Source organism: Citrobacter sp. RHBSTW-00599, assembly GCF_013784065.1.
Classification (GTDB): domain Bacteria; phylum Pseudomonadota; class Gammaproteobacteria; order Enterobacterales; family Enterobacteriaceae; genus Citrobacter; species Citrobacter braakii.
This window is the reverse complement of sequence record NZ_CP056717.1, coordinates 3,158,423-3,173,909: the sequence shown is the minus strand read 5'-3', so window position 1 is coordinate 3,173,909 and position 15,487 is coordinate 3,158,423. Positions and strand designations below refer to the sequence as shown.

Annotated in this window: 16 protein-coding genes; 10 read left to right on the top strand and 6 right to left on the bottom strand. The window is 50.4% G+C overall.

Going from position 1 to position 15,487, the window contains the following annotated elements:
* Positions 1-88 precede the first annotated feature (88 nt).
* From plsX to fabF, 6 genes are all read left to right on the top strand, one after another.
* Positions 89-1,168, top strand: coding sequence for a phosphate acyltransferase PlsX (gene plsX / locus HV243_RS15690; protein ID WP_072161016.1), 1,080 nt, complete (start codon positions 89-91; stop codon positions 1,166-1,168).
* 77 nt (positions 1,169-1,245) lie between these two features.
* A complete protein-coding gene (gene fabH, locus HV243_RS15685) occupies positions 1,246-2,199 on the top strand; it encodes a beta-ketoacyl-ACP synthase III (protein WP_181603853.1) in 954 nt (317 codons plus the stop codon).
* 15 nt (positions 2,200-2,214) lie between these two features.
* Entirely contained in the window at positions 2,215-3,144 is a 930-nt protein-coding gene (fabD, locus tag HV243_RS15680; protein ID WP_046274754.1) for an ACP S-malonyltransferase, read from the top strand.
* 12 nt (positions 3,145-3,156) lie between these two features.
* Positions 3,157-3,891: a 3-oxoacyl-ACP reductase FabG gene (gene fabG / locus HV243_RS15675; RefSeq protein WP_016152641.1), complete on the top strand. Its 735-nt coding sequence runs from the start codon at positions 3,157-3,159 to the stop codon at positions 3,889-3,891.
* 155 nt (positions 3,892-4,046) lie between these two features.
* Positions 4,047-4,283, top strand: coding sequence for an acyl carrier protein (gene acpP / locus HV243_RS15670; protein WP_000103754.1), 237 nt, complete (start codon positions 4,047-4,049; stop codon positions 4,281-4,283).
* A gap of 85 nt (positions 4,284-4,368) precedes the next feature.
* Positions 4,369-5,610 carry a beta-ketoacyl-ACP synthase II gene (gene fabF, locus HV243_RS15665; RefSeq protein ID WP_016152642.1) on the top strand — a complete coding sequence of 414 codons (1,242 nt, stop codon included), beginning with the start codon at positions 4,369-4,371 and terminating at the stop codon, positions 5,608-5,610.
* A 56-nt stretch (positions 5,611-5,666) separates the two neighbouring features.
* On the opposite strand, the gene HV243_RS15660 is transcribed toward fabF, so the two are convergent.
* The 6 genes from HV243_RS15660 to HV243_RS15635 form a co-directional block, all read right to left on the bottom strand.
* Positions 5,667-6,188, bottom strand: a complete 522-nt coding sequence (locus tag HV243_RS15660) for a fimbrial protein (protein WP_047359332.1) — start codon at positions 6,186-6,188, stop codon at positions 5,667-5,669.
* A 14-nt stretch (positions 6,189-6,202) separates the two neighbouring features.
* Positions 6,203-6,733: a fimbrial protein gene (locus tag HV243_RS15655; RefSeq protein WP_047359331.1), complete on the bottom strand. Its 531-nt coding sequence runs from the start codon at positions 6,731-6,733 to the stop codon at positions 6,203-6,205.
* Between the two features lie 11 nt (positions 6,734-6,744).
* The gene (locus HV243_RS15650; RefSeq protein WP_053388821.1) at positions 6,745-7,752 is read right to left on the bottom strand and encodes a fimbrial protein; all 1,008 of its coding nucleotides are present in this window, start codon (positions 7,750-7,752) and stop codon (positions 6,745-6,747) included.
* Between the two features lie 13 nt (positions 7,753-7,765).
* Entirely contained in the window at positions 7,766-10,339 is a 2,574-nt protein-coding gene (locus HV243_RS15645; RefSeq protein ID WP_115190700.1) for a fimbria/pilus outer membrane usher protein, read from the bottom strand.
* Between the two features lie 40 nt (positions 10,340-10,379).
* The gene (locus tag HV243_RS15640; RefSeq protein ID WP_046274796.1) at positions 10,380-11,051 is read right to left on the bottom strand and encodes a fimbria/pilus periplasmic chaperone; all 672 of its coding nucleotides are present in this window, start codon (positions 11,049-11,051) and stop codon (positions 10,380-10,382) included.
* Positions 11,052-11,128: 77 nt separating this feature from the next.
* On the bottom strand, positions 11,129-11,671 hold the full coding sequence (locus HV243_RS15635) for a fimbrial protein (protein ID WP_046274795.1): 543 nt from the start codon (positions 11,669-11,671) through the stop codon (positions 11,129-11,131).
* Positions 11,672-12,015: 344 nt separating this feature from the next.
* On the opposite strand from HV243_RS15635, the gene pabC reads away from it, so the two are divergent.
* The 4 genes from pabC to holB are packed head-to-tail and all read left to right on the top strand — an operon-like array spanning position 12,016 to position 15,481.
* On the top strand, positions 12,016-12,825 hold the full coding sequence (pabC, locus tag HV243_RS15630) for an aminodeoxychorismate lyase (protein WP_046274794.1): 810 nt from the start codon (positions 12,016-12,018) through the stop codon (positions 12,823-12,825).
* A gap of 1 nt (position 12,826) precedes the next feature.
* On the top strand, positions 12,827-13,849 hold the full coding sequence (yceG, locus tag HV243_RS15625; protein ID WP_046274793.1) for a cell division protein YceG: 1,023 nt from the start codon (positions 12,827-12,829) through the stop codon (positions 13,847-13,849).
* Positions 13,839-14,480: a dTMP kinase gene (tmk, locus tag HV243_RS15620; RefSeq protein WP_016156195.1), complete on the top strand. Its 642-nt coding sequence runs from the start codon at positions 13,839-13,841 to the stop codon at positions 14,478-14,480. The genes yceG and tmk overlap by 11 nt, the downstream gene beginning before the upstream one ends.
* The gene (gene holB, locus HV243_RS15615) at positions 14,477-15,481 is read left to right on the top strand and encodes a DNA polymerase III subunit delta' (protein WP_053389897.1); all 1,005 of its coding nucleotides are present in this window, start codon (positions 14,477-14,479) and stop codon (positions 15,479-15,481) included. Before tmk ends, holB begins: the two co-directional genes overlap by 4 nt.
* The last annotated feature ends 6 nt before the right edge of the window (positions 15,482-15,487 follow it).

The following is a 15,487-nucleotide window of genomic DNA, read 5'->3' as shown; positions in this document are numbered from 1 at the left end:
AGAAAGACAAAGAGTACACGCGTGATGAAGCTTAGTGAGGCTTTCCCCGGGTAACTGGGGAAACACCTAACCGGGCAGCGACGATACCTTGACACGTCTAACCCTGGCGTTAGATGTCATGGGGGGAGACTTTGGCCCTACCGTGACAGTGCCTGCAGCATTGCAGGCACTGAATTCTAATTCGCAACTCACACTTCTTTTAGTCGGGGATCCCGATACAATCACGCCATTACTTGCCAAAGCTGACTTCGAACAACGTTCACGTCTGCAGATTATCCCTGCTCAGTCAGTTATTGCCAGTGATGCCCGGCCCTCGCAAGCTATTCGCGCCAGTCGTGGAAGCTCAATGCGCGTTGCCCTGGAGCTCGTGAAAGAAGGTCGAGCGGAAGCCTGTGTGAGCGCCGGCAATACAGGCGCGCTAATGGGACTTGCGAAGTTATTGCTCAAACCCCTTGAGGGGATTGAGCGTCCTGCGCTGGTGACGGTTTTACCCCATCAGCAAAAGGGCAAAACGGTGGTGCTGGATTTGGGTGCCAACGTGGATTGTGATAGCACGATGTTGGTGCAATTTGCCGTCATGGGTTCCGTGCTGGCAGAAGAGGTGGTTGGAATTGCCAATCCCCGTGTTGCGTTGCTCAATATCGGTGAAGAAGAAACCAAGGGTCTCGACAGTATTCGGGATGCTTCTGCAGTGCTAAAAACAATCCCTTCTATCAATTATATCGGCTATCTTGAAGCCAATGAGTTACTGACTGGCAAAACTGATGTGTTGGTCTGTGACGGCTTTACAGGTAATGTCACATTAAAGACGATGGAAGGTGTTGTCAGAATGTTCCTTTCACTGCTGAAGTTTCAGGGTGAGGGCAAAAAACGGTCGTGGTGGCTGCTGTTATTAAAACGTTGGTTACAAAAAAGCCTGACAAGGCGATTTAGTCACCTCAACCCCGACCAGTATAATGGCGCCTGTCTGTTAGGATTGCGCGGCACGGTGATTAAGAGTCATGGTGCGGCCAATCAGCGAGCATTTGAAGTCGCGATTGAACAGGCAGTGCAGGCGGTGCAGCGACAAGTTCCTCAGCGAATTGCCGCTCGCCTGGAATCTGTATACCCAGCTGGATTCGAACTGCTGGACGGTGGCGAAAACGCAAACTCGCGAGCACACAGATAACGGTGCGTTTGTGAATGCTGCCAACGTATCAGCGATTTGCTCGTGGCGGTATATAACCAAAAAGTGACTGAGCGTACATGTATACGAAGATTATTGGTACTGGCAGCTATCTGCCTGAACAAGTGCGTACTAACGCCGATTTGGAAAAAATGGTTGAGACATCTGATGAGTGGATCGTCACTCGCACAGGTATCCGTGAACGCCATATTGCAGCGCCAAATGAAACAGTTGCGACGATGGGCTTTGCCGCCGCAAACCGTGCAATTGAAATGGCGGGCATCGACAAAGAACAAATTGGTCTGATTGTGGTTGCCACCACATCATCCACACACGCATTTCCAAGTGCGGCATGCCAGATCCAAAGTATGCTGGGGATCAAAGGCTGTCCGGCGTTTGACGTTGCAGCCGCTTGTGCCGGTTTCACCTACGCCCTGAGCGTTGCCGACCAGTACGTTAAGTCTGGCGCAGTGAAGCATGCTCTGGTGATTGGCTCAGATGTACTCGCTCGTACCTGTGATCCAACCGATCGCGGGACGATCATTATTTTCGGCGATGGCGCAGGTGCGGTTGTACTGAGCGCATCAGAAGAGCCCGGCATTCTCTCTACGCATCTGCACGCTGATGGTCGCTATGGCGAACTGTTGACGCTGCCTAATGCCGATCGCGTGAACCCGGAAAACCCGATCCACCTGACGATGGCGGGTAACGAAGTATTTAAAGTCGCGGTGACCGAGCTTGCACACATCGTTGATGAAACGCTGGAAGCAAATAATCTCGATCGTTCTGCACTGGACTGGCTGGTGCCGCATCAGGCAAACCTCCGCATTATTAGCGCAACCGCGAAAAAGCTGGGTATGTCGATGGATAATGTTGTCGTGACGCTCGACAGACATGGCAATACCTCCGCGGCCTCCGTACCGTGCGCGCTGGACGAAGCCGTCCGCGACGGGCGTATTAAAGCTGGGCAGTTGATATTGCTTGAAGCCTTTGGTGGTGGATTCACCTGGGGCTCTGCGCTGATTCGTTTCTAGTATAAGGATTTAAACATGACGCAATTTGCATTTGTGTTCCCGGGGCAGGGTTCCCAGACCGTTGGGATGTTGTCTGAAATGGCAGCAAACTACCCAATTGTTGAAGAAACTTTTGCTGAAGCATCAGCTGCGCTGGGCTATGATCTGTGGGCGTTGACTCAGCAGGGACCGGCCGAAGAGCTGAATAAAACCTGGCAGACGCAGCCAGCACTGTTGACTGCCTCTGTTGCGCTTTATCGCGTATGGCAGCAGCAGGGTGGTAAAACACCTGCGCTGATGGCTGGTCACAGCCTGGGCGAATACTCTGCGCTGGTGTGTGCGGGTGTTATCGGTTTTGCCGATGCCGTACGTCTGGTTGAACTGCGTGGCAAATTCATGCAGGAAGCGGTACCGGAAGGCACTGGCGGCATGTCTGCTATTATCGGTCTGGACGACGCTGCTATCGCTAAAGCGTGTGAAGAGTCTGCCGAAGGTCAGGTGGTTTCACCGGTAAACTTTAACTCACCGGGTCAGGTGGTTATTGCCGGGCATAAAGAAGCCGTAGAACGTGCCGGTGCAGCCTGTAAAGCGGCTGGCGCTAAGCGTGCTCTGCCACTGCCGGTCAGCGTTCCTTCTCACTGCGCGCTGATGAAGCCTGCTGCTGAGAAACTGGCTGTTGAACTGCAAAAAATCACTTTTAACGCGCCGACTGTTCCGGTTGTGAACAACGTCGACGTGAAGTGCGAAACAGATGCAGACGCTATTCGCGATGCGCTGGTTCGCCAGCTGTACAGCCCGGTTCAATGGACTAAAACCGTTGAATTCATGGCGTCCCAGGGCGTAGAGCACCTGTATGAAGTTGGTCCGGGCAAAGTTCTGACCGGTTTGACGAAACGTATTGTTGACACCCTGACTGCTTCGGCAATGAATGAGCCGGCGGCATTATCTGCGGCGCTAGAGCAATAAAAGAGGAAGACCATGAGTTTTGAAGGAAAAGTCGCGCTGGTTACCGGTGCAAGCCGTGGCATTGGCCGCGCAATTGCTGAAACACTCGTTGCCCGTGGCGCGAAAGTTATCGGTACTGCAACCAGCGAAAGCGGTGCGCAGGCCATTAGCGATTACTTAGGTGCAAATGGTAAAGGTCTGATGTTGAATGTGACCGATCCGGCATCTATCGAATCTGTTCTGGGAAATATTCGCGCAGAATTTGGTGAAGTCGATATCCTGGTCAATAATGCCGGGATTACTCGTGATAACCTGTTAATGCGCATGAAAGATGACGAGTGGAACGATATCATCGAAACCAACTTGTCATCTGTTTTCCGTCTGTCAAAAGCGGTAATGCGAGCTATGATGAAAAAGCGTCATGGGCGTATTATCACTATTGGTTCTGTGGTTGGTACCATGGGAAATGCGGGTCAGGCTAACTACGCTGCGGCGAAAGCGGGTCTGATCGGCTTCAGTAAATCACTGGCGCGCGAAGTTGCGTCTCGTGGCATTACTGTAAACGTTGTTGCTCCGGGCTTTATTGAAACGGACATGACGCGTGCGCTGTCTGATGATCAGCGTGCGGGTATTCTGGCGCAGGTTCCTGCGGGTCGCCTTGGCGGCGCTCAGGAAATCGCCAGTGCGGTTGCATTTTTAGCTTCTGACGAAGCAAGTTACATCACAGGTGAGACTTTGCACGTCAACGGCGGGATGTACATGGTTTAACCACGAGATAAAAAAATTTGCGTTATTAGGGTGAATGCCCTCAAAATAACGTAAAATCGTGGTAAGACCTGCCGGGATTTAGTTGCAAATTTTTCAACATTTTATACACTACGAAAACCATCGCGAAAGCGAGTTTTGATAGGAAATTTAAGAGTATGAGCACTATCGAAGAACGCGTTAAGAAAATTATCGGCGAACAGCTGGGCGTTAAGCAGGAAGAAGTAACCAACAATGCTTCCTTCGTTGAAGACCTGGGCGCAGATTCTCTTGACACCGTTGAGCTGGTAATGGCTCTGGAAGAAGAGTTTGATACTGAGATTCCGGACGAAGAAGCTGAGAAAATCACTACCGTTCAGGCTGCCATTGATTACATCAACGGCCACCAGGCGTAAGTGAACATCTCCAGGCGGTCATTCGACCGCCTGAGTTTTATCTTTTTATCCCACTTGAATTATTTTCCCTCCCTGGAGGACAACCGTGTCTAAGCGTCGTGTAGTTGTGACCGGACTGGGCATGTTGTCTCCTGTCGGCAATACCGTAGAGTCTACCTGGAAAGCTCTCCTTGCCGGTCAGAGTGGCATCAGCCTGATCGACCATTTCGATACTAGCGCCTATGCAACGAAATTTGCTGGCTTAGTAAAGGATTTTAACTGTGAAGACATTATCTCGCGCAAAGAACAGCGCAAGATGGATGCTTTCATTCAATATGGAATTGTCGCTGGCGTTCAGGCCATGCAGGATTCTGGTCTCGAAATTACGGAAGAGAACGCTCACCGTATTGGCGCCGCTATCGGCTCTGGTATTGGCGGTCTCGGATTGATCGAAGAAAACCACACCTCTTTGGTGAATGGCGGTCCACGTAAGATCAGCCCGTTCTTCGTTCCGTCAACGATTGTTAACATGGTGGCAGGTCACCTGACCATCATGTACGGCCTGCAAGGGCCAAGCATCTCCATTGCGACCGCCTGTACTTCAGGTGTGCATAACATTGGTCATGCAGCACGTATCATTGCATACGGCGATGCAGACGCGATGGTTGCGGGTGGTGCAGAAAAAGCCAGTACCCCGCTGGGTGTGGGTGGTTTTGGCGCGGCACGTGCGCTGTCTACACGTAATGATAACCCGCAAGCGGCAAGCCGTCCGTGGGATAAAGAACGTGATGGCTTTGTGCTGGGCGACGGCGCAGGCATGGTGGTACTGGAAGAGTACGAGCATGCGAAAGCGCGTGGTGCAAAAATCTATGCTGAAGTCGTTGGTTTTGGCATGAGCAGCGATGCTTACCACATGACGTCACCACCTGAAAACGGTGCGGGCGCTGCGCTGGCAATGGTCAACGCACTACGCGATGCGGCTATCGAAGCGGGTCAGATCGGCTATGTCAACGCGCATGGCACGTCTACTCCTGCTGGCGATAAAGCCGAAACCCAGGCAGTGAAATCTGTCTTTGGCGATGCGGCAAGCCGTGTGATGGTAAGCTCCACTAAATCCATGACCGGACACCTGTTGGGTGCGGCGGGCGCGGTAGAGTCTATTTTCTCTATCCTGGCGCTGCGCGATCAGGCTATTCCGCCAACCATCAACCTGGATAACCCGGATGAAGGTTGTGACCTGGACTTCGTACCTCACGAAGCGCGTCAGGTTAGTGGTCTGGAGTACGCACTGTGTAACTCCTTCGGCTTTGGCGGGACTAACGGTTCGTTGATCTTTAAACGCGTTTAGTTATTTACACTGCAAAAAAGCGGAGCGCCCAGGCGCTCCGCTTTTTTTTCTTGTGTTTACTGATAGGTGAAGGTGAGCTGTACGGTAGTACGAAACTCACCCGCTGTTACCTGGCCGGTTGGCGTGTACATTCTTGCTGAAAGTGGAAACACGACGTTATGGCTGCTATCAATGCTAACCTGATAAACAGCTCCTGGTGAGATCTCGGTGAGATGATCTCGCGTCATTATTTGCAATGCCATTCCGCTTGCATCACCCTGAGTATTCGCAAACTTGGTGGCATCGTCATTGTCTACTTCGCCACTGAAAAGGGCGGTTACTTTTGTTGTTGATGCAGGGCAGGCAGAAAGCGTTAGCTCAAAGTCCTGCCATTCACTGGTATCACCGATATTAGGGTAATCAACGGCGCGCGCCTGTTCGAAATTAACCGTCTGATCGACCGTGTTAGTATCCACTGTACAGGCGGAAGCGACGACAGTACCACTCAGATTGATGTCCGTAGCTTGTACGGATTGTATGCCGCTTACTGCCCACAAACAGGCCAAAACAGGCAGCACTTTGTTTATCTGTTGCACCATTTTCCCATCCTGAATTACTGGTAGGTAAAGGTAGCTTGTACTTGGCCGACGATAGTACCTGGCATCACGTTACCTTTGGATACTGCACGGGCGCGCATTTCCAGGTCATAGGCGTGGGTAGCACTGGGAATCGTGACGTTGGCAAGAGAAGCACCATTTTTGTATACAGCGTTACCGACATTATCGGTGAGTTCAAGTTTGAGGTTGGTCGCTGTGCCCGTGTTTTGGTAGAAATCCGGGTCTGTGTCTGCGGTTCCAGCAAACGACACAGTGAAAGAGCTGGTTGATGCCGGGCAGTTGGTTAATTTTAAGATAACGTCTTTCCATGCTGTTGCACTGCCGGCGGTCGCGAGGTCGTTAGCTTGAATGGACGTACCTAAATCGACGGCAAGAGAAGTATTACTACTGTTAACCACGCACGGTGATGCGATAACCTGCCCGGTAATGTCAATATTCACAGCCTGGCCCGCCTGGCTGGTGGCAGAAAATAATCCACTGCAGGCCAGAATAAATATTGTCGCTGTTTTTCCATTGATAATTTTCATACGCAGTCCTTTTAATTATAGGTTACTTGAAGCTCAATAGCTGTTTTTACAATACCGGCAGTGACAGTTTCGGTATTATCAATAAAATATCCCACTTTAAAATCAGGGATGTCATAATTACCGGAACCGTCATAATTATTGATTGCAATAGCGCTATTCGCCGGATGCGGTGTTCCATCCGTATTTTGCAGTTGTATATAAACATTGCTTGCATAGCCTTGCCCAGTCATGGTGTTTAACACACCATTTGCTGCATTATGGGTTCCATAAACAGCAGTGAAACGATAAGAAATACCATCAACAGCGCCAGGGCAAGAATTTAAAGAAATTTTTGGTGCTTGAATAACGTTTTGTGCACCATTTTGCAATTGATTGCCATATAAGTTCGGAAGCTTAATTTCGCTTGGCGCATCAATAATACATGCATCAATCGGAATGTTTGAATATATACCTGACAGAATAAGTCCGGAGCTTTTCGGGAGTGACGCTTTTTCAGTCGCAGACTCATTATGAATGTTTAGCGTTACATCAGGCAGAGTGGTTACTTTTCCCGCCGGTACTTTTTCAAGTAATCTGACCAAGCGATACTTGAGGTGGTAGTAACCGCCGACACTGTATGTTCCCGAACCGCTAGTCTTCGTTAGATACAGGGGATAGTTAGGTGCGGTTATGCTTTCCAAAGAATTTAAGACAATCCCTAATGTGCTGGGAGCAGCAACAAGATATTGCACCCCGATACCAGGATTATTCGTAGCCCAGGTAACGCCATCACCTAGCAGAGTGCCATTAACTGTCAGGTCTATATAGGCATCCCGATTACTATAAGGGAGGGTATACATTAAAATTGAGCCTCTGTCAGTCCAGCCGCTTACACCACCAACCGCAGCAGGGATATGCAAAGGAGCAAGCGCATAATTCATGGTACCCCAGCTGACGCTGGAGACATAATCTGCCAATGCCGGTGTAATATTCAATAAGCAACTCGCAGTCAGGGTCACAATGGTTAATAGCTTCTTCATATATTATTTCCTGTTATCGGCAGTTTGCTTTGACTACAATGATATTACTAGTCGGTGCACTGTTCGGTAATTGCCATTGCGCCTGGCACTGCTCATTCGTTCCACGTCCCCATTTTGCTGTGACTGTACCCGCGTCTTTCATCCCCGTGAGGTAGACAATACCGCCATCACCCACAATGGAACCAGATGTATTTGGTGTACTGCTGTCCGTAACCATTGCACCGAATGGAACGTTCTCTCCGTTGCTACGAACTAAAGTCATCAGCACGCGTTTGCCTATTCGAGTATCAAAATGCGCTCGAACTATTGCACCACGGGTAGGGGTGATTGTTTGGGTCGTCAGTTCAATATCTGCGTCTTCGGGGAGTGTTTCAGTGTTCAACGAGATTGTGCTTTCGCGGTAAGGCGAAACATACGGAACGACGGTATAACCCCGAAAATCGGTTTTAACACCGTTCTGATTGTTTATCGCTACCCCTTCCGTTCCCGGCGCTTCTACCAGTACAGCGGTTTCACCGAGCGCCTGACTCAGTGTGATACCGTGGGCATGGGCCACCATTCCGCCTTCAATACCGTAGCTCACGCGTTTTTGGTCATGATCGTAGCTGTAGGCAGAGTTAAGGCGTGCGTAGGTTCCCTGATAATCCAGGCTAGCGTAACCACCGCTGCCTTCACCATGATTAGTTTCGCTTTCCTGCACATTCCAGTTCAGGTTACGTTCTTCCAGCGCTGAGCCGCTCAAGCCGACCGTATGGCTGGTATCGCCTTTTTTGCTGGTATTGAAACCATAGTTTGCGTAGCTGTTGCTTAACCAACGATCAAGAGGGATATTCATGCTGAGCGAGAACACCTGATCTTCGTTGTATATCTTTTCATGCTCATAGTTACGACTGCTACTACTGTTATCGGTGGTATTACGGTTATAGCTATAGTTGAGGTTCCAGGAGATGCCAGCCCAGTTGTTGCTGTAACCCACGCCAATGGATTGCATCTGACGATCGCTGTTCCAGTAATCTTCACTTATCGCATTCAACGACAGCGAACCCAGGCTTTCACCTATATTCTGGTTGAGCTGAAATTCGGCCCGATTACGGCGGCGATGATTATTGGTTCGCCATTCATCATCACGCCAGGTGTCGAGAACTTCCTGTAGGGTGTAGTAGCCTGAGGTCGAATAGCGATAGCCTGAAATGGAAATATTCGTACCGGTTGCGAGGATGTTTTTGCTGTAACGAATACGCCAGGACTGACCTCCTTCTTTATCCTGATCTTTCTGTGTTGACCAAGCCTGGGTTCCATCAAGGGAAACTGCACCTAACGTACCGAAGTTCTTACCAAACCCGGAGAGCAGTGACTGGTAGTGTTGCGAGAACTGCCCACCACCATAGACCGTAAATCCATCCGGAAGGCCATAAATGACCGATGCCTGAGTAAACATCTCTTTATCAATATCGCTGTCATACGGGCGATATTGTCCGCTGGTCAGGTTGTATTTCAGACGACCTTCACGCTGTAGAACGGGGAGGGAGGCGAATGCCACAGTCTGATGCTGTTCGCTGCCGTCAGCTTCTTTGATGGTGACATCAAGGTCACCGCTGCTGCCGGTTGGGTACATGTCGGTAATTTCAAATGCACCGGGGGAGACATAACTCTGGTAAATGGTGTAGCCATTCTGTTTGATAACGACCTGGGCATTTGTTCGCGCAATGCCTCTTACCACGGGCGCATATCCGCGAAGACTGTCGGGTAACATGTCATCATCTGAAGCTAACTGTATACCGCGAAATGGCACACTGTCGAACATATCTGAAGGCGCGGTGCTGTCGCCCAGAGTTAACTGGCCTTTAAGCGAAATAACGTCGTGCTGGGCATAGGTATAGAGTGAATCCCAGCTTTCCTGAGCGTTGCCGTCATTGACGTCACGATTCCAGGTACTGTAGTTGCGAATGCGCCAGGAACCGATATTTAACCCAGGCTGGAGACTCAAATAATAACTTTCGTAATCGCTCATGTCGTTAGTGCGCGCTTGGGTATCCGCACCGGTAAAGTTGTAGTTGAGCAGTAGAGCATTAATCCCTGCGTCGAGCCGCTCTGGGGCGATGTAGCCTCGTGCGAGGTTATCGATGGCGGCTTGAGGAATAGAAAACAGCAATTGCTGGCGCTCAAATGCAAATTCTGCGCTGGCCTGGGGAATTGCAGAGAGGTTAGCGCAGTCGCCGTTGGCGGCTAATCGTGGGAATGCCTCAGTACGGATACCAAACTCGCGCAGCATATCGATACTCAAACAAGGCTGCAAGGTGGATTCACCCTGTGCATTTTTGTGTGTCACAAAGTCAATATTACGCACACCTACTGAGGTTTTGTTGACTATCACGTCAACACGATAAGTACCGGGTAACTGACCGATGCCTTCTTCAAAGGCTGAGAGGTCCGTTAACTCTTTTCCTGGCCCATCAATCCCTAACAGTGCAGGGTTAAAATAATCGCGAGCCATCGCGGAGTGAGAAATTGGCAGCATACACTGTAGCGCAATAAACCACGCTAATCGGCTAAATTTCATATTTTTTTTAATACTATTTGCATTCATTCCGATGTCCTTTCGGCGGAGTAATCACCTTGCGCCAGAATTAACGCGAGCGGTGTTCCGCTCCTGCGGAACCGAAGTCATTGATAATGACCCAACTGATATCACCACTGGCACCTGCTGGAAGGGTAAAAGTGGCGCGACTCATTGGTGCGACATAGCTGGCGTCTTTCACCGTGCTGCCACCCACTTTGACGGAGCTAAAGTTCATGTAGTACGGTGTTGGGTTGGTAACGGTGACTGAATTGCCGCTGCGCTGCCAGGTCAGTTTGTCGGTGAATTTTTCAGGCTGTTCAGTCAGCGATTGCGGCCGATAGATCAATTTAATGCGTGTTTTTACGGCAATTTGCAGCGTGTTCGCGCTGTCATTTTTTTCGGTCGCTGGGATGGATTTGATATTCATCCAGTACAATGATTCTCTATCTTCAGGAAGGTTGCCACCAGCGCGAATAATACGCAGCGTGTTTTCCTGCTCCGGGCCTAAGCGAAAAAGTGGTGGGGTAATCATAAACTGCGTTTTATCACCGTTTTTTTCCCCCGTGTCGCTCCAGGACTGGATTAAATAAGAGGTTTTATCCGGGTTTTTAACGCTAATCGAGGTCTCCTTTTTATCGCCTTTGTAAATAATTCGTGTTCCACCGACAATAATCCCGGCCTGCGCGGAACTCATTACTAGTAGCAGCGCCGCGACAGTAAAAGGAATAGATTTCTTCATGTGTTCTACCTCGAAGAATAAAGCCGGAGCAACCCGGCTTAGTTAATTACTAATGATGGGGATTAATTTCAGCGCAATTAGTTGTAAGTCAGAGTAAAGTTGACCGTACCGTTTGCATCACCAGCGGTGACAGCTGATTTTGTTGAAATATAACGGGCAAAGAAGTCGAGTTCAGTTTCTGCTGCTGCATCAGCATTGATAGTGACTGCATTAGAAGCAGTCCCCAGCGCTAATGGGGTGCCATCAGTGTTCAGTAACTGGATAGCTACGCCATCCGCTACGCCTGTGTTACCATAGTTGGTCAACTGAAGATAATCGTTATCGGTTATATCAGGAGTACCGTCATATTTTACAGCGACGGGTTTACCTAGCAGAGCTGCCGGACAGGCGGACAGTACCATAGAGAATTTAGTGGTCGCAGCCGTATCGCCGGCGTTGGTAAATGCAGTTTTAGCTACTTCGCCCAGTTTAACGTTCTGGGTGCTGGTAACGGAGCCGTTAATCTGGCAACCTGCTTCAATAATTTTACCGGTGAAGTTTACTTGACCATCCTGGGCCATTGCAGAAGATGCGACACCCATAAAACCCAAAAACGCGACAGCAGCCAATTTTCCTTTCATTATAAAAATCCCTTTGAATTGATGTAAAAATTAATTGATATATATTTACCTTAACGTAAATATACGCTGGAAGTATGCCGTAATGTAATAGGTATTAACACAAATAATATCTTAAGATTGATTTCATTTTTTCTAAATACATTAAAATTTAGTATTGTATTTGTTTTTTGTATTTAACCTGTTTACGTATGTCTTTTTTTTATTGGGGTATTTCGTCTCGATGACGTTGATATGATATAGATTGTTCTGTTGGTGTTCGTTCCGGAAAACATAAATGATGCCGATAAAATGCTTGCGAACCCTGCCTTCACCTGACAATCTGAGATATAAAATTCGGAGGGTGAATGTATCTTATCAATGGTGAGCCGATTGAGCGCGTGGCGGTAAACGATCGTGGACTGCTCTTTGGGGATGGTTGTTTTACAACGGCACGTATTATTCATGGAAATATTACGTTGTTTTTTTCCCATTTAGCTCGTCTCGAAAAAGCCTGTGCGCGGCTCGCGATCCCATTTCTCGACTGGGCTACGTTAGCGGAGGAAATGCGTCTTGTTGCGCGCACACAGCAAGACGGCGTGCTTAAAGTCATTATTACTCGTGGGGTCGGTACGCGTGGCTATAGCACAGTAGGTTGCGTGCAGCCCACGCGAATAATCAGCACCTCCTCATACCCCACGCATTACGCCCGCTGGAAAGCCGAGGGCGCAACCCTTGCGCTTAGCCCGGTTCCGCTGGGACGTAATCCTTATCTCGCGGGTCTCAAACATTTGAATCGCCTTGAACAGGTGCTGATCCGCGCTCATCTTGAGCAGACAAACGCCGATGAGGCGCTGGTCCTTGACAGCGAAGGGTGGCTTACGGAATGCTGTGCCGCGAATTTATTCTGGCGCCGGGGAATGGATGTGTTTACCCCGTGTCTTGATCAGGCGGGCGTTAACGGTATTATGCGCCAGCACATTATCAGGCAGCTCGCCGCTTCGCCATATCGGGTGGCTGAAGTTGCCGCTCGCCTTGAGACGCTGGTCGATGCGGACGAAGTTTTTATCTGCAATGCACTGATGCCGATTGTTCCGGTGCAAAAATTTGAGGGCCAACGCTGGCCGTCGCGCGAACTTTACCAATATTTAGCCCCACTGTGTGAGTTGTCTGATTAGCATGAAGAAATTGTTAGGCGTTTTATTATTGTTGCTGGTAGTGATGGGTATCGCTGCCGGGTTCGGCGCGTGGAAAGTTCGCCAACTGGCGAACAGTACGCTACTCATCAAAGAAGAGGCTATTTTTTCCCTGAAGGCAGGCACCGGGCGTCTGGTGCTGGGCGAGCAACTTTATCGCGAAAAAATCATCAATCGTCCGCGTGTGTTCCAGTGGCTGCTGCGTGTGGAACCCGAACTGTCGCATTTTAAAGCCGGAACCTACCGTTTTACGCCCGACATGACAGTCCGGGATATGTTGCAACTGCTGGAAAGCGGTAAAGAGGCGCAGTTCCCGTTACGTCTGGTTGAAGGGATGCGTTTGAGCGACTACCTCAAACAGCTTCGTGACGCCCCGTACATCAAACATACGCTGAGCGATGATAATTACGAGACCGTTGCTCAGGCGCTGAAGCTGGAGAACCCGCAATGGGTAGAAGGCTGGTTCTGGCCAGATACCTGGATGTATACCGCCAATACAACCGACGTGGCGTTGCTAAAACGCGCGCATCAGAAAATGGTTAAAGCGGTAGACTCGGTCTGGGAAGGGCGCGCTGAAGGCCTGCCTTATCAGGACAAAAATCAGCTGGTAACCATGGCCTCTATTATCGAAAAAGAGACTGCGGTTGCCAGCGAGCGTGACCAGGTGGCTTCCGTCTTTATTAACCGCTTACGGATTGGCATGCGTTTACAGACCGATCCGACGGTGATTTACGGGATGGGGTCACGGTATAATGGCAAGTTGTCGCGTGTGGATTTAGATACCCCGACCGCCTATAACACTTATACCATTACGGGGCTGCCGCCTGGCCCGATTGCCATGCCGGGAGAGGCCTCATTGCAGGCCGCGGCGCATCCGGCAAAAACGCCGTACCTCTATTTCGTGGCTGACGGTAAAGGCGGTCACACGTTTAACACCAATCTTGCCAGCCACAACCGGTCCGTGCAGGATTACCTGAAAGTGCTTAAGGAAAAAAATGGGCAGTAACTATATCGTCATCGAGGGCCTGGAAGGCGCCGGAAAAACCACTGCGCGTAACGTGGTGGTAGAGACACTTGAGCAACTCGGTATTCGTGACATGGTTTTTACCCGCGAACCGGGGGGAACTCAGCTCGCGGAGAAACTAAGAAGTCTGGTGCTGGACATTAAGTCGGTGGGTGACGAGGTCATCACTGACAAAGCTGAAGTTCTGATGTTTTACGCCGCGCGCGTACAGCTGGTCGAAACCGTTATTAAACCTGCGCTGGCAAAAGGCGCATGGGTAATTGGCGACCGTCACGATTTGTCGACCCAGGCGTATCAGGGGGGCGGACGCGGCATCGATCAAAACATGCTGGCAACCCTGCGCGATGCTGTGCTCGGTGATTTTCGCCCGGACCTGACGCTCTATCTGGACGTGACTCCAGAAGTCGGATTGAAGCGTGCCCGTGCGCGCGGCGAGCTGGATCGTATTGAGCAGGAATCTTTCGATTTCTTTAATCGCACCCGCGCGCGCTATCTTGAACTGGCTGCCAAAGATGCCAGCATTCGTACCATCGACGCTACGCAGCCGCTGGAAGCTGTGATGGCTGATATCCGCAATACCATCACCCAGTGGGTGCAGGAGCAGGGCGCATGAAATGGTACCCATGGTTACGGCCAGATTTTGAAAAACTGGTAGCCAGCTACCAGGCGGGTCGTGGTCACCATGCGTTACTGATTCAGGCGTTACCCGGAATGGGTGACGACGCGCTGATTTACGCGCTCAGTCGCTATTTAATGTGCCAGCAGCCGGAAGGGCATAAAAGCTGCGGACACTGCCGGGGCTGTCAATTGATGCAGGCGGGGACGCATCCTGATTACTATTCGCTGCTGCCGGAAAAAGGCAAAAGCACGCTGGGGGTTGATGCGGTACGTGAAGTGAGTGAAAAGCTGTACGAGCATTCACGCCTTGGCGGTGCGAAAGTGGTGTGGATCCCTGATGCTGCCCAGTTAACTGATGCTGCTGCCAATGCTCTGCTAAAAACGCTGGAAGAACCGCCGGCACAAACCTGGTTTTTCCTCGCCAGCACAGAGCCTGCGCGATTGCTGGCGACATTGCGCAGCCGCTGCCGGTTACACCATCTTGCGCCGCCGGCTGAGTCGTACGCTATCTCCTGGCTCGCCCGCGAAGTGACCGCATCTCCAGAAGCTCTGTTGAGCGCATTACGCCTGAGCGCGGGTTCGCCTGGTGCGGCACTCTCGTTGTTACAGGCTGAAAGCTGGGCGCATCGCACAGATTTTTGTGCGGCACTGGCAAACACATTAAACGCAGGTGACTGGTATATCCTGCTCGCGACGTTAAACCACGATCAGGCTGCCGCCCGTTTACACTGGCTGGCAACGTTGTTGACGGATGCCTTGAAGCGTCCGTATGGGGTTTCCCATTTAACCAATCCTGATGCGCTGGACCTGATATCTTCTATCGCAGAACGGTTATCCGTCGCCCGGATACAGGCGATACTCGGTGACGTTTGTCATTGTCGTCAGCAGTTGCTGAACGTAACAGGCGTAAACCGTGAGCTGGTGTTAACCGATCTTATCCTGCGTATTGAGCATTACCTGCAACCAGGCACCGTATTGCCTGTTCCCCATCTTTGAGAGAGA